Source organism: Ensifer adhaerens (genome assembly GCF_000697965.2).
GTDB lineage: Bacteria > Pseudomonadota > Alphaproteobacteria > Rhizobiales > Rhizobiaceae > Ensifer > Ensifer adhaerens.
The window spans coordinates 1,971,460-1,988,567 of the sequence record NZ_CP015880.1; the positions used below are offsets into that span (position 1 = coordinate 1,971,460).

General features: G+C 64.7%; 17 protein-coding genes and 1 pseudogene. 7 read left to right on the plus strand and 11 right to left on the minus strand.

The annotated features are described in order from the left end of the window. Nucleotides 1–240: 240 nt before the first annotated feature. The 4 genes from FA04_RS09480 to FA04_RS09495 all read right to left on the minus strand — a co-directional run bounded on the left by FA04_RS09480 (nt 241) and on the right by FA04_RS09495 (nt 4,134). A complete protein-coding gene (locus tag FA04_RS09480; RefSeq protein ID WP_034793361.1) occupies nt 241–882 on the minus strand; it encodes a hypothetical protein in 642 nt (213 codons plus the stop codon). Between the two features lie 2 nt (nt 883–884). Beyond that, nucleotides 885–3,038, minus strand: coding sequence for a xanthine dehydrogenase family protein molybdopterin-binding subunit (locus FA04_RS09485; RefSeq protein ID WP_034793358.1), 2,154 nt, complete (start codon nt 3,036–3,038; stop codon nt 885–887). Between the two features lie 4 nt (nt 3,039–3,042). Next, nucleotides 3,043–3,498: a (2Fe-2S)-binding protein gene (locus FA04_RS09490; RefSeq protein WP_034793355.1), complete on the minus strand. Its 456-nt coding sequence runs from the start codon at nt 3,496–3,498 to the stop codon at nt 3,043–3,045. A gap of 240 nt (nt 3,499–3,738) precedes the next feature. Then, nucleotides 3,739–4,134 carry an Ohr family peroxiredoxin gene (locus tag FA04_RS09495; protein WP_034793353.1) on the minus strand — a complete coding sequence of 132 codons (396 nt, stop codon included), beginning with the start codon at nt 4,132–4,134 and terminating at the stop codon, nt 3,739–3,741. Nucleotides 4,135–4,284: 150 nt separating this feature from the next. On the opposite strand from FA04_RS09495, the gene FA04_RS09500 reads away from it, so the two are divergent. Beyond that, on the plus strand, nt 4,285–4,770 hold the full coding sequence (locus FA04_RS09500; protein WP_034793351.1) for a MarR family winged helix-turn-helix transcriptional regulator: 486 nt from the start codon (nt 4,285–4,287) through the stop codon (nt 4,768–4,770). A 127-nt stretch (nt 4,771–4,897) separates the two neighbouring features. Here FA04_RS09500 and FA04_RS09505 read toward each other — a convergent pair whose 3' ends face one another. The 3 genes from FA04_RS09505 to FA04_RS09515 form a co-directional block, all read right to left on the minus strand. Then, the gene (locus tag FA04_RS09505; RefSeq protein WP_034793350.1) at nt 4,898–5,929 is read right to left on the minus strand and encodes a DUF3095 family protein; all 1,032 of its coding nucleotides are present in this window, start codon (nt 5,927–5,929) and stop codon (nt 4,898–4,900) included. 199 nt (nt 5,930–6,128) lie between these two features. Next, nucleotides 6,129–6,611 (minus strand): transcription elongation factor GreA, encoded by a 483-nt coding sequence (greA, locus tag FA04_RS09510; protein WP_034793328.1) that lies wholly within the window; start codon nt 6,609–6,611, stop codon nt 6,129–6,131. A 167-nt stretch (nt 6,612–6,778) separates the two neighbouring features. Then, complete coding sequence (locus tag FA04_RS09515; RefSeq protein ID WP_234798746.1) at nt 6,779–8,155, minus strand: phenylacetate--CoA ligase family protein; 1,377 nt, start codon at nt 8,153–8,155, stop codon at nt 6,779–6,781. Nucleotides 8,156–8,477: 322 nt separating this feature from the next. Here FA04_RS09515 and FA04_RS09520 point away from each other — a divergent pair, with 322 nt between their 5' ends. Beyond that, complete coding sequence (locus tag FA04_RS09520; protein WP_034793325.1) at nt 8,478–9,131, plus strand: glutathione S-transferase family protein; 654 nt, start codon at nt 8,478–8,480, stop codon at nt 9,129–9,131. A 63-nt stretch (nt 9,132–9,194) separates the two neighbouring features. Here the strand turns inward: FA04_RS09520 and FA04_RS09525 are convergent. Next, nucleotides 9,195–10,335, minus strand: a pseudogene (locus FA04_RS09525) (amidohydrolase). Between the two features lie 157 nt (nt 10,336–10,492). On the opposite strand from FA04_RS09525, the gene FA04_RS09530 reads away from it, so the two are divergent. Next, complete coding sequence (locus FA04_RS09530; RefSeq protein WP_034793323.1) at nt 10,493–11,026, plus strand: putative immunity protein; 534 nt, start codon at nt 10,493–10,495, stop codon at nt 11,024–11,026. A gap of 7 nt (nt 11,027–11,033) precedes the next feature. Here FA04_RS09530 and gcvA read toward each other — a convergent pair whose 3' ends face one another. Then, entirely contained in the window at nt 11,034–11,978 is a 945-nt protein-coding gene (gene gcvA, locus FA04_RS09535) for a transcriptional regulator GcvA (protein ID WP_051659274.1), read from the minus strand. A gap of 124 nt (nt 11,979–12,102) precedes the next feature. Here gcvA and FA04_RS09540 point away from each other — a divergent pair, with 124 nt between their 5' ends. Then, a complete protein-coding gene (locus FA04_RS09540; protein ID WP_034793321.1) occupies nt 12,103–12,807 on the plus strand; it encodes an SDR family oxidoreductase in 705 nt (234 codons plus the stop codon). Between the two features lie 70 nt (nt 12,808–12,877). Here FA04_RS09540 and FA04_RS09545 read toward each other — a convergent pair whose 3' ends face one another. Beyond that, nucleotides 12,878–14,038, minus strand: coding sequence for a sensor histidine kinase (locus FA04_RS09545; protein WP_060528771.1), 1,161 nt, complete (start codon nt 14,036–14,038; stop codon nt 12,878–12,880). Between the two features lie 291 nt (nt 14,039–14,329). Here FA04_RS09545 and FA04_RS35110 point away from each other — a divergent pair, with 291 nt between their 5' ends. The 3 genes from FA04_RS35110 (at nt 14,330) to FA04_RS09555 (ending at nt 15,927) form a co-directional block, all read left to right on the plus strand. Beyond that, nucleotides 14,330–14,473, plus strand: coding sequence for a hypothetical protein (locus FA04_RS35110; RefSeq protein WP_034793319.1), 144 nt, complete (start codon nt 14,330–14,332; stop codon nt 14,471–14,473). A gap of 293 nt (nt 14,474–14,766) precedes the next feature. Continuing rightward, nucleotides 14,767–15,264 (plus strand): GNAT family N-acetyltransferase, encoded by a 498-nt coding sequence (locus FA04_RS09550; RefSeq protein ID WP_034793767.1) that lies wholly within the window; start codon nt 14,767–14,769, stop codon nt 15,262–15,264. A 246-nt stretch (nt 15,265–15,510) separates the two neighbouring features. After that, nucleotides 15,511–15,927 (plus strand): hypothetical protein, encoded by a 417-nt coding sequence (locus FA04_RS09555; RefSeq protein WP_034793318.1) that lies wholly within the window; start codon nt 15,511–15,513, stop codon nt 15,925–15,927. A gap of 38 nt (nt 15,928–15,965) precedes the next feature. On the opposite strand, the gene FA04_RS09560 is transcribed toward FA04_RS09555, so the two are convergent. Next, entirely contained in the window at nt 15,966–16,868 is a 903-nt protein-coding gene (locus FA04_RS09560; protein WP_034793316.1) for a LysR family transcriptional regulator, read from the minus strand. Nucleotides 16,869–17,108: the final 240 nt, after the last annotated feature.

A 17,108-nucleotide genomic window follows, 5' to 3' on the forward strand; every position in this document is an offset into this window, starting at 1 on the left:
GCGACGACGTGCCTGCGCTCCCCGATCGTCGCAGCAACGCCTCGATCTTGCAATTTTCAGTTGTTTACAGTTACTTGGCCGCATCAAATCCAATCTTGCAGCAGGCCTGGCGAAGGCTGCTGAAGATTGCATGACGCCGTGCGCGGCACGCGCTTCGACAGGCTGATACAGCGCTCGCCGGCAATCCAATCCGCTTAGCCCAAACTTGAGCTTCCGCTCAGTCCGGACATGCGCTTGCGCTCAGTCCGGACATTCCGCGCCGGTATCCACCCAGGCTGTGATCAGCGCGGCGAACTCCGGTTGCGAACCGGGCGGCGCACTGCGGCCCTCACCCGGATGCCAGGCCCAGCCGACCAGGTGATCCTCGCCCATGTGCTTGCTGAGATCGGCATGGGAGCGGTTGCCGTTACGCTCGGTGTCCTTCACCTGTTCGCAGATCTCGCGAACGGTGAGGCCCTGCCAGGCCATGCTTTCGGGCGCCAGCTGCCAATGGGCGTTGCCGGGGATGGATTTCAGCCGGCTGCCGACGATCGCCCGGTTCTCCGCGCCGTGGCAGGTGCTGCAGGCAAGGCCGGCCGGCCCCATCGAACTGTCGGCGGCGATCATCAGTGGCACATGCGGGTGCATGTCCTCGCCCTGCGTCGGGCTGCGCGTTGCCGGGTGACAGTTGATGCAGCGCGGATGGGTGAGCACCCGGCTTGCCTCGGCAAAGATCGCCTTCGAGCGCTGGCGCGCGTCGGTGATCGAGGCAAAGTCGGCCGCGCCTTTCAAGGCGCCGCCGCTGGCGGTTTCGGCAAAACCGTTGACCGGCTCGAAAGTGGCGATGAGACCTGCGGCCACGAGCGCGGATGCAAGCGAGAGAGCAAGAGCGGGCCTGTTCATGGTCACACCCTCCTCAGGTCGCCCTGGTCGATCGGCAGGGTTCTGAGCCGCTTGCCGGTCGCCATGAAGATCGCGTTCAGAAGCGCCGGCGCCACGCCGGGCGTGCCCACCTCGCCGATGCCGCCGGGCGCCTCGGCGCTCGGCACGATATGCACCTCGATCGGCGGCGTCTCGTGAATGCGCAGGACAGGCGCATCGTCGAAATTCCCTTCGACCACCGCGCCGTTTTCGACGGTGATGCGCCCGTAAAGTGCCGCACTCAGGCCGTAGACGACGCCGCTCTGGATCTGCGCTTCGACCGTGTCCGGGTTGATCACCTGGCCGCAATCGACCGCGCAGACGATACGCTCGGTCTTGAACCTGCCGTTCCCGTCGAGGCTGACTTCGGCGACCATCGCCGCGAAGCTGCCGAAATCCTCGGCAACCGCGATACCCCGCCCCCTGCCCTTGGCAAGCGGGGTCGACCAGCCGGCCTTCTCGGCTGCAAGGTCGAGCGCGCCGAGCAGCCGCGGCTTGTGCTGCAGCAGCCGCCGCCGGTATTCGAGCGGATCGATGCCCGCCAGTTCCGCCAGTTCGTCGATTCCGCATTCGACCGGGGGAATGTTGCGGGTGGCGCCGACACCACGCCAGTTACCGGTGAGCATGCCATCCGGCGCCTCCTGGCGGGCAAAATCGGTCTGCCTGTTTTCGATCGCATAGGGCGTTTCGGCCCCCGCCATCTGGTCGAGGTCGACACCGTCCTTGGTAAAGCCCGGGAACCAGCGCGCCATGACCGACGGGCCGATGACCCGGTGCCGCCAGGAGACCGGCATGCCGTCGGCCCCGAGCGTCGCCGTCACCTTGCTGTAGTTGAGGTAACGATAGCAGTCGTGACGGATGTCCTCCTCCCGGCTCCAGGTCACTTTCACCGGGCCCTTCACCTGCTTGGCGATCTTCGTCGCGAGGATCACGCCGTCGACATCGAGCCTGCGGCCAAAGCCGCCGCCGAGCAAGTGGTTGTGCACCACCACCTTTTCGACCGGCAGGCCGGTAACGTCGGCCGCCGCCTGCCGTGCCCGGCTCATGATCTGCGTCCCCACCCAGACCTCGCAGCCATCGGGGCGCACATGCACGGTGCAATTCATCGGCTCCATGGCGGAATGGGTCAGGATCGGCATGCGGTAGACGAATTCGTGCACCGGCCCATGCTCGGCCTCGGCCTTGGCGACATCGCCTTCGCTGACATGCGGCAGGGCCTTGCCGTCGATCGCCGCATCCATGAGGTGCTCGAGTTCGGCTTGCGAAACCGAGGCGCTCGGCCCCGGATCCCATTCGATCGAAAGGGCCGCGAGCCCCTTCCGCGCAGCGCCGGTATTGTTGGCGACGACCGCGACGGCCTCCTCGATGCGGACCACCTGGCTGACGCCCTTGATCGCCATGGCCGGGGCCTCGTCGACTGAGCGCAGCTTGCCGTTGAAGTGCGGACAGATCGCGATCGCCGCATAGGAGACGCCATCCGGGCGGGCATCGATGCCGAATTTCGCCGTGCCGTTCACCTTCTCCGGGCTGTCGAGACGATGCATCGGCTTGCCGATCACCCGGTAGCTGGACGCCGGCTTCAGCGGCACCTCCTGCGGCGCGACTTCAGAGGCCGCAGCCGCAATCAGGCTGCCATAGGCGGCGCGCCGGCTGCCGGCGGTCTCGACCACATGTCCCGCCTCGGCCTTGCAGGCGTCCGGCGAAACGCCCCAGTCGCGCGCCGCAGCGCCGATGAGCATGATGCGGGCCGCCGCACCCGCCTTGCGCATCTGCTCGTAGACACCGCGGATCGCAAAGGAACCGCCGGTGATCTGGTCGCCCAGCAGCGGATTGGCATATTGCTTGGGGTCGGCCGGCGCATGTTCCAGCACCACCTGGTCGAGCCCGACCTCCAGCTCTTCGGCAAGCATCATCGCGACCGCCGTATAGATGCCCTGCCCCATTTCCACCGAGGGCATGACGAAGGTGATCTTGCCTTCCTGGGGAATGCGGATGAAGGCGTTCGGCGAAAAGGGCTCGCCCGCTGCGACGGCCGCCTGCGGCCTGAAGCCGATCACCAGCCCCGCGCCGGTCAGCGATGCGCCGATCAGAAGCTGGCGGCGCGATAAGGAAAGGTTCGTTCTGTCGAAGATGGACATGGCATCACCCCCGCGCCGCAAGCTTGATGGCTGCACGAATGCGCGGATAGGTGCCGCATCGACAGATGTTTCCGGCCATGACCGCATCGATGTCGTCGTCGGTCGGCGTGGGATTGGCGGCAATGAGCGCGGTCGCCGACATGATCTGCCCGGATTGACAGTAGCCGCACTGCACCACGTCGATGTCGAGCCAGGCCTGCTGCACCCGTTTGCCCTCTGGCGTGTCGCCGATGGCCTCGATCGTGGTGATCGGTTTCTCCGCCGCCTCTGACACCGGCATCACGCAGGAGCGCGCCGCCTGCCCGTCGACATGGACCGTGCAGGCGCCGCACATGGCGATGCCGCAGCCGAATTTGGTTCCGGTAAGCCCTATCGTGTCGCGCAGGACCCAGAGCAGAGGGATATCGCCGTCCACATCGACGGCATAGCTCTTTCCATTGACCGTGAGGTTGTAAGGCATGCGACCATCGGCCCCTCAGGGCCGCTCCCCTGTACATGCGAAGGCGCGAAAATACCAACAAGGCGGACGATCGGCCAAATTACATTCTTGTGAGGTCCCGTCGGGAAAATCCCTCCGCCGCCGCCGCCGGACGCCATGCGTAGAGGAACGAGCGCTGCTGAAACGAAATCGGGATGCGCCGCGGCTGGTGACCAGCTCAGGCACATCCCGGTGATATCAATAGGTTTTTTTAAGCCGAAATCAGAGGAGATTGGTCTCGACGTCGATGTTGCCGCGCACTGCCTTGGAGTAAGGGCAGATATCATGGGCGGCGTGGATGATGTCGTGCGCAACGTCGCGGTCGAGACCATCCAGGCGAACGTTCAGGCGGGCACGCAGGAAATAGGAGCCGTCGTTGACGTTGAGATCGATCTCGGTATCGACCTGCGGCCCGGCCGGGAGCTTCACCTTGCGCTGCAGCGCTGCGAGCTCGATCGCGCCCAGGTAACAGGCCGACCAGGCGGCGCCGAACAGGTTTTCCGCGGCCGGATGCGGCTGGGTGAGCTTGAGTTCCAAAGTGCCGTCTTGGCTGATGGTGCCGCCGTCGCGGCCGCTGGTGTTGTGGGTCTTGCCGGTGAAAAGAAGCTTCTCGGTCATGTCATTTCCTCTCTGTTTGATTTTTTATCGGATCCGATTTAATCGGATGCGATGTTTATAGATGAAGCGTGAAGTACCGTCAACACCATTGCGATTTAATCGGATACGATTTATATTAAGTGCAGACAACGAAAAGGAAAAAAGATTCCCATGTCCACGTCCAAGACTGCCAAGGACCCTGGCACTGCATCGGCCAAGGGCGGCAAGAAGCTTTCGAACTTCCTGTGCTTTGCGATCTACTCGGCAAATCTTGCCTTCGGCCGCGCCTATAAGCCCCTGCTCGACAAGCTGGGCCTCACCTATACCCAATACGTGACCCTCGTGGCGCTGTCGGAAGAGGACGACCAGACGGTGAGCACGCTTGGTGAAAAGCTCTTTCTGGAATCGAACACGCTGACGCCGATCCTGAAGAAGCTCGAGGCTGACGGTTACCTTCAGCGTCGCCGCGATCCCGCAGACGAACGCCAGGTGCGGCTGACGCTGACGCCGGCCGGCCAGGCGGTGGTGGATGCCGAGCCGGGTGCTGCGCTGACCGACGTGATCGGCCTCGGTGACGACTTTGAGACGGTGCAGCGGTCGGTGGCAAAGCTGCGCGACAACCTGCTAGGCGCTGGTCAGCCCGGAAACCGGAAATAGTGAAGGTCGCTGAAACGCCCGCCTGCCGCTGCCGCGATTATCGCTCGCGCAAAGGCCGGCACGGCGATTGGAGCGGCCAGCATCACGCGCAAGGGCGGCTCTCCGCCGCCCTTGCCGCTTGGCCGGATCAGGCACTCAAGCGCTCACGCGGCACCATCATTTCCGCCGCTTTGGCGTAACCGCCGTCCATGCCGTCGAGAAAATGCAAGTGCGCATCCGGTCGCGCCGACGGCACAAGGCAGGTCATCAGCGCGTGGCTCTGCCGGTGCAGCCCGAAGATCACCTCGCCGCGCGCCTTGGCGGCCGCAAGGATCGCCTCGATGCGGTCGATCTGCTCCGTCGTGCAATCCACCGTCAGGCGCAGGCCGTCGTCATATTTGCGAAAATCGGAACTGGCGGCCACTCCCGCCCAGCGCTCGGGCGCAACCCGCACCCGCGCGTCCTTCGGCACACCCATTTCCTCAGGCAGAGGATGCGACTGCCGCGGCCCTTGATCGAAGACAGCGATCACCGCGCGCGCCACGGCGGCAAAGCGCTCGGGCGTCACGTCGTCGGCGGGTTCGGCCAGCAGCGACAGGATCTGCCCCTGCCGGCTTGGAAACGGCCGCCATTCGCAGGCAAGGCCGGTCAGATCCGGTTCGGCTCCATGGCTTTCCGGCGAAAGCAGGTAACGCCCCTCTTTCAACTGCCGCTCCGCCCACTTAAGCCCACCGCCGGCAAACATCGCATAGGTCGCGTTTTCCGATGCGGCATAGCGGGCGATGCGCACATCCTGGCCATGGTCCCTGATATCCCGGACCGTCAGCAGGCCGACGCGCAAATCGAGACCAAACCGGTCCCTTGCGAAGGCGGCGAGCTGCCGCAGCGCCGAAGCTGCCATTGCCGCGCCACCGGGCGCCAGCGCAAAGGCCGCGCCATCGCCGCGAAACACGAAGGGAAAATCGAAATCGCCGCGCGCATTGCCGATGGCGGCAATCGCCGAAGCGCCGACATAGTTGACGTCCTCGTAGCGCCCGGCCCGGATCGCGCCGGTGGAATTCACGACGTCGGTGATGCCGATCAGCCAGTCATCCGGCAGCGGCTCGTAGACATCGGGATCGAGCACGCGGGAAAACTCGCGATAGGCGCGAACGGGCGTAGCGTCACCAGTGTTGTGCATGTCCATTCTCCGTACCGACGAACCGAGGAAACCTCTTGGCCGCCTGCCTCCGGCAAGCGCCTCCGATCATCCGGCACCGCCAAATTAGATCGGACGCGATATAAATACCGAGCAACAGCGGAATGTCAAGATGACACTATTAAATCGGATACGATAATAATGGCCACGAATCCACGCGATCAAGCCGAAACGCTAAAGGTCAGGAAATCGCCACGACCTCGAGCTCCTGGTCGCCGACCGTGACGAGGTCGCCCACTGCCTTGCCCATGAGGATGCGTGCCACCGGCGAGACATAGGAGATCGATCCCGCCTTGGGGTCTGCCTCGTCCTCGCCGACGATCCGGTATTTTTGTACCCGCCCGTCGTCCCGGCTGAAGGTCACCGTGCTGCCAAAGGCGACGATCTCGTTGGAGGCAGGTTCGGGCATCAGCTGTGCGGTGCGCAGCCGTTCGGAGAGATAGCGCACGTCCCGCAAGGGTCCCGCCTGCTGCCGCCGCTTTTCGTTCACGTCGTCGATCGTGGCTGCCGCTTCATAGGCGACCCGCGCCTCCTGCATCTGCGCCTCCAGCGCCGTCAGCCCCGCCTTTGTCACCAGGTTCGGATGCGACGAAACCGCCCGGTCCGGCAGCAACGTTTCGGCGGCGGTTTCGGCACTTTCTTCCTTGGTGAAGGCAACGCTCAATCTTCAAAACTCCGTATCGCGGGCAAGAGGCCGGCTTCATATCGGCCCCGGACCGGCCTATCAACACTATAAGCCGCTTGCCCGCCCGCCGGCCACCGGAATGTCCACCTGCTGCCGCGTGGCCGAAGCCGGGCCGCGATTGCACCACGCGTGCATCCTGCCCTCTCCTAGTCGCCGCCGGAGACCACCAGCTTTTGCTTCGCGCCGCCGCCCGAACGCGCGATCGCATCCACCACCCGCACACGGAACTCCGCGGGTTCGGCTTCCACCGCCTCGAGTGCCGCACGCACGCCCAGTTCGACGGCAGCGTGGACGGCGGCCGCATCGGCGCCTTCAAACACGGCGATCGCGATTTCCAGACCATCCGGCAGTTGCACGAACTGGAATTGCCGCACCCCGGCCGCACCCGTCAGCGGCGAGCGAAGCCGGTGGGCGTGCACATTGACCGTCCCACCACCACGCCTGGGCAGCCGCAGCGTCTCTTCCCTCCGCCCGGCAATCGACCCGATCCGCCAGAACGGCAGGCCGCAGCGGCACGGCTCGGTCGCCATCGCCACGATGTCGGAGATCTCGTAGCGCACCAGCGGCAGCGCGCGATTGGCAAGGGTCGTCACCAGCAGCTTCGCGCCCTCCACGCCGTCGGGTACCGGGCGGTCGTCTCCGTCCACCACCTCGAAGACGAAGCTGTCCTCGGCGAGATGCAGCCCGTCGCCAAGCAAGCATTCGTGGCCCATGGGTCCCGCCTCGGTGCAGACATAGCTGTCGGCGATGGCCGCCTGCCAGGTCTCGGCCGCAAGCTCGCGCACCTCCTCCGTCAGCGTCTCGGCGCTGGTTCGGAAAAGCCGCGGCCTGATCTTCAGCCGCCCCGCCTGCTGCTCGCCCACCAGGACACGCACGAAGGACGGATAGGTCGAGATCACCTCGGGCTGGTTCAGGTTGAGGCCCTCCACGATCTCCTCGATCGGCATCAGCACGTTGAACCGGGGCGCCGGCGGCCTCAACGCCCGAAGCTCCACGCCGATATGGTAGGAAATATGGACCGGCGACGAGGCGAATATGGCAACACTGCGCGTCGTCTCGTCGATGCCGACGATCGCCTGGAAACGCACCATGTTGGCGATGGCCGATAGCCAGGCTGCGGGATCGAAGACCGCGACCCCACGCTCGCCGGTCGTGCCGCCCGTGGCAACGGCTCTGTATTCACCAAGCAGAAGCGAGCCGGAAGACTGTCCGCCGAGATGCCCCTCGACCAGTTGCCGGCTCAGCCTCGGGTCGGTAACGATCCGGTCGAAATTCTCCATAAGCGCCCGCTTCGTCAGCACGGGCAGATCCTTGAGTGCGGCCCCCTGCGCCAAGCGGTCGCCAATGGTTTCGCGATAGTAGGGTGACGCATTGACCGCATGCTTCAGGGCGGATTGCAGCGCGCCGCCTTGAAACGATCGCAACTGCACCCGCGACCATTCCGAGCGCAGCAGACGCTCCTGTGCCGCCTTCAGCAGAAGGTCGCGATCGAGCGTCGGAGACGCGGCGGTGACTGGCGACATCGGATCAATCCTCGTGTCCTGCTTCAGCCTGGAACCGCGCCAACAGCAACCGGGCACGGTCAAAATGTCGGCATGCGGACGAACCGTCGCTCCGGCAGATGGAGCCGGAGCCCCTTGCCGCGGAAAGCGGAATCGGCCCGCCTGCCCGCTGCAACCGGGATTTGCGGCGAAACGTCCAATTGCACCTCAGGGCCTTGATTGTATCGCGAAAGCGGGGATCTATGCGGCTGCAACGCGAAAAAGCCGCCCCGCCCCAGTCTCGACGCAGGGCGACCAGGCTTCGGCCGGATTCGTCGCGGCGCGATCAGGAGGAGAAAAGCAATTGGCCGAGCCGTTTGTCGTCTACGGAGCCTCAGGCTCAGGATCGGTTCCGATCGAGGCCGTTTTGAGCCTCATCGGCGTGCCCTACCGCGTCGAGGAACACGCCCCCTGGGAAGGAAAGCAGGAGGCGGACAGGCTGGCGCGCATCAATCCCCTGCGCCAGGTTCCGGCCCTCGCACTCCCGACCGGCGAACTGATGACCGAAAGCGCCGCGATCCTGCTCTGGCTTGCCGACGCACACCCTCAGAGCCGTCTGGCCCCGGCGATAACCGACCCAAAACGGCCGGCGTTTCTCCGATGGATGACCTTCGTATCCGCCGCCATCTACGCGCTCTACTGGATCACCGACGACCCGTCCCGCATCGCCGAACGGGAAGAGGACCACGCAACCGTCAAGGCCCGCGTGTTCGACCGCGTCGCCCATTGCTGGCAGCGAATGGGCGCGGAACTGCAACCGGGCAAATACCTTCTCGGCGATGAACTGTCGGTCCTCGACCTCTACGTCGCCACCGCCTCGCGCTGGTCACCCGGCCGCCGCCGCTTCTACGAGGTCGCCCCGACCCTTGCCGACATCGTCCGCCGCGTCGATACCGATCCGAAGCTCGCGACGCTCTGGGCGGAACGCTTTCCGTTTACCGAGGGCTGGGAGCGTTGAGGGCAGGAAACCTCGTTGATGTCGTCGCTGCAGCCGCAGCGCGATGGACATCCGGCCGATCGCTCAGAGCGGCATTCTGCCCTCCACGATGGCCCTGAAATAGGCCACGCCGAAAGGAATGGCATCGTCATTGAAATCGAACCGCGCGTCATGCACCGACGCGCTGTCGCCATTACCGATCAGCATGATGTTGCCGGGGCGCGCTTCGAGCATGAAGGCAAAGTCCTCCGAGCCCATCAGCGGCTCCAGGGCGTCGTTGACGTGCGCGTCTCCGACCAGGGATCGCGCCACGCTGACGGCAAAGGCGGTCTCTCTTCCATGGTTCACGGTCGGCGGAAACATGCGTTTGTAGGTGACCGTGGCGCTGGCTCCGTAGGCCTCGGCAATCCGTTGCGCGATGGAGGTAACGCGCGCCTCTATCAGGTCTCTCGTGCCGGGATCGTAGGTCCTGGCCGTCCCGCCCATCTCGGCCGATTGGGGGATGACGTTGCCGGCCTTGCCTCCTGCCATCCAGCCGACCGTGACCACGGCGCACTGACGCGGATGGACGTTGCGGGAGACGATCGTCTGCAAGGCCAGAAGTACATTGGCGCCGACCACCAGCGGATCGACGCTGACGTGCGGGGAAGCGCCATGTGCGCCCTTGCCGTCGATCCTGATCCTAAAGCCATCGGCGGAAGCGGCCAGAGGTCCACAAGCGGTGGCAAACTGCCCGATCGGCAAACCGGGCTCCGTGTGCATGGCATAGATCTCGTTGATTCCGAAACGCTCCATAAGGCCATCGTCGACCATGGCCTTGCCACCGCCGCCGCCCTCTTCGGCCGGCTGAAAGACGACCACGGCCGTGCCGTCAAATGCTCGCGCCTCGGCCAATTCCCGCGCGGCCCCCAGCAACATCGCCGTGTGGCCGTCATGACCGCAGGCGTGCATGACGCCCGTTGTCCTTGACGCCCAGGCGGCCCCGGTCGCCTCCTCGATTGGCAAGGCATCCATATCCGCCCGCAGGCCAATCACCCTGCCGCTCGACCGCTTCTGGCCGTGGATAACGCCCACGACGCCCGTCCGACCGATGCCGGTCACGACCTCGTCGCATCCGAACGCGGCGAGTTTGGAACGCACGAACTCCGCCGTCCAACTCCGGATGGGCATGAATGTCGCGCCGCCAGGCAACGACATCGCCATAATCGGAACCGACGGCCGGCATGGAGCCTCCCTTTTCCTGAGTTTGCGGCTGCAAATGGCTCGGCGGTGAAAGATATGGCGTTTATGAAGGGATGCAACCTGCGCCCTCTATACAACCGATCGGCTTGTCACGTGGCGACCGCATGATATGCATTCGGCCTGTTCACCATGAGCACCCCATGACCGACGAAGCCCCACCACCGCTCCTGACCGAAGACGACCTGCGCCATATTACCCGCTGGGCGGTCCTGTGCGCCGCGCGCGCGCTGCCGGTCTTCGAGGCGGCGGTGCCGGGCGATACCCGGCCGCGCGAGGCGATCGCCGCGGCTGTCGCCTTTGCCGAGGGTGGTCCGCGCACGGCCGTCTTGCGCAAAGCCGCCTGGGGCGCCCAGGCAGCGACGCGCGCGGTTGACGATCCCGCCGCCAAGGCTGCCGCCCGCGCGGCCATTGCTGCGGCCGGTGCGCCCTATACCCACCCGATCGAGACGCCGCACCAGATCAACCATGTGCTCGGCCCCGCCGCCTACGCCATCCAGGCGCTGTCGATCGGAACAGCCGACGAGGCAGCCGCCACCGAAACGGAACTCCGGCAGCTGATCGCGCTCGCATCGACGGAAATCCGAGGCATCGTCGGCAAGTTGCCGGGACGAAAGCCCAGCAAAGGCGCGTTTCACGCCCTGCTCTACCGGCTCGACACGGCGCTGCGTCGCTGATCGCGGATCAGGAACCCTCGCTCCGCCACCCATTTGCAGGATCCCGATCGGTCGGGCCTCCCCGCTCCTTTTTCGCCTCGTCACTGAGCCAGGCGATCACAGTTTGAAGGCTGAGCGACTTTCGGTAGCGCGGCCAGACCAGATAGAAGTCCGAGGGCCCAGTCATCGAGCCCTCGAACAGCCGGATGAGCCGCCCTTCGGCGAGATCGCGCGCGACGAAATCGCGGTTGGCAAGAACGATCCCCTGGCCTGCCGTCGCCGCCTCGATCGCGTGCGAGGTCTGGTTGAAGCTGATGCCCTTGAACGAGGCCTGCCGGCTGCCGCCGAAATGCCGCTCGATGAACTCCGGCCAGAAATTATGGGCGTCGTGCAGCAGCGTGTAGCTGGCCAGTTCCTCGGCGGTTTTCGGCGCCGGCCGCCCGGCAAGCAGCATCGGGCTGCAGACCGCGACGATCTCCTGCTCGAACAGCAGTTCCACCGCAAGCCCCGGCCCGAAGGGTGGCCGCCCATAGCGCACGGCGAGATCAACGCCATCGGCCTGGAAGCTCGACATGCGGTCGGTCGCCAGAATATGCAGGTCGAGATCCGGATGCCGCGCGGTGAAATCCGGCAGGCGCGGGATCAGCCAGCGCGACGCGAAGGACGGCGTGGTGCTGATCGTCAGCCGCACCGGCTGGGGCTTCAGCCCGTCGGTCGCCCGCGCGATGATCTCCAGCGCCCGCCTGACATCGGCGATATAGGCGCGCCCCTCGCCGGTCAGCGCCAGCGCGCGCGGCAACCGCTCGAAGAGCTTGACCCCAAGCTCGGCCTCGAGCCCGCGGATCTGCTGGGCGACGGCCCCTTGCGTCACGCCCAGTTCCTCGGCTGCGAGGCGAAAGTTCAGGTGGCGCGCGGCCACCTCGAACACTTTCACCCCATTCAGCGAAGGGAGCTTTCCCGGTGCATCACTCATCGGATAGTTTTTCTACTGCCATATGAAAGCGAAATTGCTTCGTCGTCGCATGGAGGAGATGGTATTTCAATGGCAGCACCCGCGAAAGCGGCATTCCACGAATATGGATGAGGAGATTGGTAAAATGGCAGTAGAAAAAGTGGCCGTAATCACCGCCGGCGGCTCAGGCATGGGTGCCGAGAGCGCCAGGCGTCTGGCAGCCGACGGCTACAAGGTTGCGATCCTCTCCTCCTCCGGCAAGGGCGAGGCGCTCGCCGCCGAGCTCGGCGGCATCGGTATCACCGGCTCCAACCAGTCGAACGACGACCTGAAGCGTCTTGTCGATGCGGCCATGGAAAAATGGGGCCGGATCGACGTGCTGGTCAACAGCGCCGGCCATGGCCCGCGCGCCCAGATCCTCGAAATCACCGACGAGCAGTGGCACACCGGCCTCGACGTCTACCTGATGAACGTCATCCGCCCGGTCCGCCTCGTCACGCCGATCATGCAGAAGCAGAAGGCGGGCGCGATCATCAACATCTCCACCGCCTGGGCCTTCGAGCCCTCGCCGATGTTCCCGACCTCCGCCGTCTTCCGCGCCGGTCTTGCCTCCTACACCAAGATCTTCGCCGACACCTATGCGGCCGACAATGTGCGCATGAACAACGTTTTGCCCGGCTGGATCGACAGCCTGCCGGCGACCGAAGAGCGCCGCGATGCCGTGCCGATGAAGCGCTACGGCACCAGCGCCGAGATCGCCGCCACCGTCGCCTTCCTCGCCTCTGATGGTGCCGCCTACATCACCGGCCAGAACCTGAAGGTGGATGGCGGCCTGACGCGTTCGGTCTGAACGCGAGCCACCCCTGTTACTCCCGTCGCGCGCCTCCCAGGGGCGCGCGCCAGCCATTGTCGCACCCCGTTCAGGCCGTCACGGCCGGCGCGGCGTTGATGGCAGCATCGGCAAGCCGATCGGCGGCGGGTGCCCTCAACGGCATGGTCAGGGTCACGCGGAAATGGGCCGGGGAGACCGGTCCGGCGATGAGCGAACCGCCCTCGGGGAAGCGCGCCTTGACACGCTCTTCGACATTCGCAAGCCCCACACCGAGCCCGGATCGATTGACCATCGGCAGGACTTCGCCGGCATCGGACACGTTGTCGACCGAAAGCTGCAGCCGGTCCTCCTCCTGCGACGCGCTGATCGTGATCTTCAGATCGCCGGACGAGCGCCCGAGCCCATGCTTCACGGCATTCTCGACGAGCGGCTGCAGGATCAGGCTCGGCACCAGCGCCGTTCTCAGCTCCTGCGGAATGTCGAGCGTGACGCTGATGCGATCGGAGAACCGCTCTTTCTCGATCGCCAGATATTCCGATTGCAGCGCCAGCTCCTCCGAAAGCGCCAGATCCCGCAGAGGATCCATCTCCAGCGTCTTTCGCAGAAACGACGACAGCGAAAGCACCACGCGGCTCGCCTGAGAGGAGGCGCCCTCCTCGATCAGACCGACGATCGAGTTCAGCGTGTTGAACAGGAAGTGCGGATTGATCTGGTAGTAGAGCGCCTGCATCTTCGCGGTCAGCGCCTCTTCGCGCGAGATCGCCAGCCGGCGCTCCTGCGCGCTGACCTTCAGATTGTACATGTAGGCGATGAAGAAGCAGGACCAGCCGAAGAACAGCGAGACGCCGTAAAACAGCGTGTAGCAGAAGTTCTCGATTGTATAGTCGACACCGACTGCGGGCTTCACATAGGTGAACAGGTGATAGTCGATGGTGGTTGCAACCGTCGACGCCAGAATGGACAGGACGGCCGACACGAAAACCTGGGCTGCGATGTTCCGCGCGCGCATCATCGCCACGATGTGCGAAATCATCAGCGTGATCAGCACGCAAACCAGCGACACGACGAGCTTGATCGGCGCGTAGTCGACCGGATTGACGCCCAGCACCACCCAGAGCCCGCCGGTCATGAAGAACTCGGCCGCCCAGAAGGAGAGCACGAGCTTGATCACGCGTGAGAAGAACGCCGCGGCGCTCGTGTCCGAATGGTCCATGTCGAAGGTTTTTCGGTAGAAACTTCCAAGCACCATTATTCCGGCCACCATCCGCATTCGGTCATTCGCGTCGTTCAATCTATTTGCCTCAATTAGCGAAAATCAACCAATGCAGGCAAATCAACCTTTGTACGCCACAGGAATAGAAGGCGCTGCGGGCGCGCTGAGGTTCCCCTGCGCGGCCACACAGACGCCAGCATAGTGGTCAAATCGGCCCCCTCAGTCGCTTGGCCGGGCCACCCTCCGTGCGCATGTTCGTCGCTATCCCGTTGTCTTTCCTTGAGAAGCTCCTATTTCCCTGACGAAACCGCGAAAAAGGAGTTCCGCATGAACCGAAACGGCCTCTATCTCGTCATCGCCCTGCTTGCCGTCGCCGTCGTCGGCCTCGGCATCTATGTCTACCAGGAAGAGACGAAGCCGGGCGTCGAGATCAAGATCGGCCAGGACGGCGTTTCGGTTCAGGAAAACTAGGACGCAGGCAACAGGCGCGAACGACGAAGCGGGAACGGACCTCAACCGGCCGCCGCGTGAACGCGTTGCGCTACCAGAGCCGCCTGTTGACCATGGCAAAGGCCTGGCCCTATACCGAACCTGCTCGCCTGAACTGAGCAGAGGAATTGTCGATGCTGGAGCTTGTTCTCACCCACTGAGCGTCTCGATCGGTCGAGACGCGAAACCGCGCCACCGGCGAACGATATCCGTCGTTCGCGGTCGACAGCGCGCGACTGAAGGGTTTCAAGAACAGGTTTTTGACAATGACCACCATCGACATACGCTCCGAACGAGCGACTGACATCGCAACCATCCGGCAGATCACCAAGGCCGCTTTTGCGCCGATGGCCTATAGCAGCCAGACGGAGGCCGAAATCATCGACGCGCTGCGCAACGCCGGCGCCTTGACGATCTCGCTGGTCGCCCTCGACCAGGGCGAAATCATCGGTCACGTCGCCTTCTCCCCGGTCACGATCGACGGGAAGGACAAGGGCTGGTTCGGTCTCGGCCCCGTCTCCGTCAGGCCCGACCACCAGAAGAGCGGCACCGGCGGCAGGCTGATCCGCGAAGGCCTTGCGCGCCTTGCAAAGACCGGCGCCAAGGGCTGCGTCGTTCTCGGCGAGCCCGACTACTACAAACGCTTCGGCTTCGAGAACCACGCCGCCCTGCGCCTTGAAGGCGTTCCGGCCGAATACTTCATGGCAAAGGCGTTCGAAGGTCCGGTACCGTCAGGGCGCGTCAGCTTTCACGCGGGCTTTGATGCAAGCTGATTGACCTGACGACATGCCTCGGAGCGCGATGTGGAAGCACATCGCGCTCCGATACTCGCCTGCTTCCTCGTCGCCGAGAAGGGACGCCTGTTCGGCGACGCCAGCGTCAGAACCGCGCCGGCGCTGGACGCATGAGCATCTTGATTTTGCATCCCGAATGACTGTCCATGACGACAACCGTCGCGACTCGCTGCTGCCAGGCGATCACGAGAGACCGCGACATCCCGAAACGCCAAAGGTGCCGCGTTGCCTGCAAGCCTTTCCTTCACCGCCGCGCTGCTGCTTGTGGCCGCATCCGCCTCTGCGGCGATGGCAGGCGAGACGAGCACCGCGCCCTCGGGCACCTATTGCGGCCAGCTTTCCTCCGCCGGCGTGCTCTCGGACGCCGAGACGCATTTCGAAACCGCTGCCGATGGTACGGTCGTCGGCAAATACGTGTTTTCCGATCAGGGCCAGTCCGTCGACGGTGAACTCGCCGAAACCGGCGACGATGGCGACGGCAGCGATCTCACCCGAAGCTTCATGTGGCGCGACAAATACGGCTACGGCCAGCTGATCGTCACCTTCACGCCGGATTTCTCCGAATTCGACGGCAAGTGGAATGCCGGCGGATCCGAGTTCCTGCCGTGGAACGGCAGGCGGTGTCATCAGACGATCAGCTAGAGCGCGCCAACAAAGCGAGCCCAAACCGCATCGCCGCCTCACGCCGCAATCACCCCCCGCATCAGCCCCTCCAGCCAGTCGGCAAACACCTTGAGCCGGCGCGACAGATGCTGGCGGTGCGGGTAGAGCAAAGCCATCGGCATCGGCGCGGCGACGTGATGCGGCATCACCTCGACCAGCCGGCCCTCTCGGATGTGATCGATCACGTCATAGGCCGGGATCTGGATCAGGCCGAGGCCGGCGAGGCAGCAGGCGATGCTGCCTTCGGCGCTGTTGACGCTGACCCGGCCGGCAACCGAAACCGTGCGCGCCTCGCCGTTCTCCACCCATTCCCAGTCCTCCACCCGGCCGCTCGAGGGTGAAGCGTAGTTGACCGCGACGTGGGCGCTGAGATCGTCGGGCGTCTCCGGCGTGCCGTGGCGCTCGAGATAGTCGGGGCTTGCGACATTGATCAGCCTGAGCGTGCCGAACGGCCGGGCAATCAGGCTCGAATCCTCGCGCGGTCCGACACGCAGTGCGCAGTCGACGCTTTCCTCGATCAGGTGCACCGCCCGGTCGGTCATGCCGAGATCGATGTCGATGCCGGGGTACCGCGCCAGGAACTCCGGCAGCGCCGGCGCCACGATCAGCCGGCCGATGCGGCTCGGCAGGTCGACCCGCAGCCGTCCGGTCGGGCCGGAGGTGTCGCGGCGAAACAGGTTCTCCGCCTCGTCCATATCGGAAATCAGCCGCAGGCAGCGCTCGTAGAAGGCTGCCCCATCCTGCGTCGGCGCAACCTTGCGCGTGGTACGATGGAGAAGTCGCGTGCCGAGCCGTGTTTCGAGCGTCTGCACCGCCGCCGAAACCGAGGAGCGCGGCAGGCCCAGCGTGTCGGCCGCGCGGGTAAAACTCGCGCTTTCGACGACACGGGTGAAGATGCGGAAAAGCTCGATCCTGTCCATGCCGGCGCGCGACGCCTCACTCCCATTGTTCGTAATTCCTGACAAGTCATGTCACGTTCGGGGACTTTATGCCAGCAGCGCCGACGATATTCTCCTGGTCGCGATGCCGGTCGCATCACCGACCGCTCACGTCGGCGGCGATAAGGCCCGCACCCTATGAAGCAAGAGACACGACGTCCGCAACGAGCGGCGGTCGCACAGGCGGCCCGTACTGGAGAGCGGGGCGATCTCGGGCAAATG

Bases quoted from the DNA above. Each gene is read 5' to 3' on its own strand.
- FA04_RS09480 (WP_034793361.1), bottom strand. From the start codon at position 882: ATGAACAGGCCCGCTCTTGCTCTCTCGCTTGCATCCGCGCTCGTGGCC.
- FA04_RS09485 (WP_034793358.1), bottom strand. From the start codon at position 3,038: ATGTCCATCTTCGACAGAACGAACCTTTCCTTATCGCGCCGCCAGCTT.
- FA04_RS09490 (WP_034793355.1), bottom strand. From the start codon at position 3,498: ATGCCTTACAACCTCACGGTCAATGGAAAGAGCTATGCCGTCGATGTG.
- FA04_RS09495 (WP_034793353.1), bottom strand. From the start codon at position 4,134: ATGACCGAGAAGCTTCTTTTCACCGGCAAGACCCACAACACCAGCGGC.
- FA04_RS09500 (WP_034793351.1), top strand. From the start codon at position 4,285: ATGTCCACGTCCAAGACTGCCAAGGACCCTGGCACTGCATCGGCCAAG.
- FA04_RS09505 (WP_034793350.1), bottom strand. From the start codon at position 5,929: ATGCACAACACTGGTGACGCTACGCCCGTTCGCGCCTATCGCGAGTTT.
- FA04_RS09515 (WP_234798746.1), bottom strand. From the start codon at position 8,155: ATGTCGCCAGTCACCGCCGCGTCTCCGACGCTCGATCGCGACCTTCTG.
- FA04_RS09530 (WP_034793323.1), top strand. From the start codon at position 10,493: ATGACCGACGAAGCCCCACCACCGCTCCTGACCGAAGACGACCTGCGC.
- gcvA (WP_051659274.1), bottom strand. From the start codon at position 11,978: ATGAGTGATGCACCGGGAAAGCTCCCTTCGCTGAATGGGGTGAAAGTG.
- FA04_RS09540 (WP_034793321.1), top strand. From the start codon at position 12,103: ATGGCAGTAGAAAAAGTGGCCGTAATCACCGCCGGCGGCTCAGGCATG.
- FA04_RS09545 (WP_060528771.1), bottom strand. From the start codon at position 14,038: ATGGTGCTTGGAAGTTTCTACCGAAAAACCTTCGACATGGACCATTCG.
- FA04_RS35110 (WP_034793319.1), top strand. From the start codon at position 14,330: ATGAACCGAAACGGCCTCTATCTCGTCATCGCCCTGCTTGCCGTCGCC.
- FA04_RS09560 (WP_034793316.1), bottom strand. From the start codon at position 16,868: ATGGACAGGATCGAGCTTTTCCGCATCTTCACCCGTGTCGTCGAAAGC.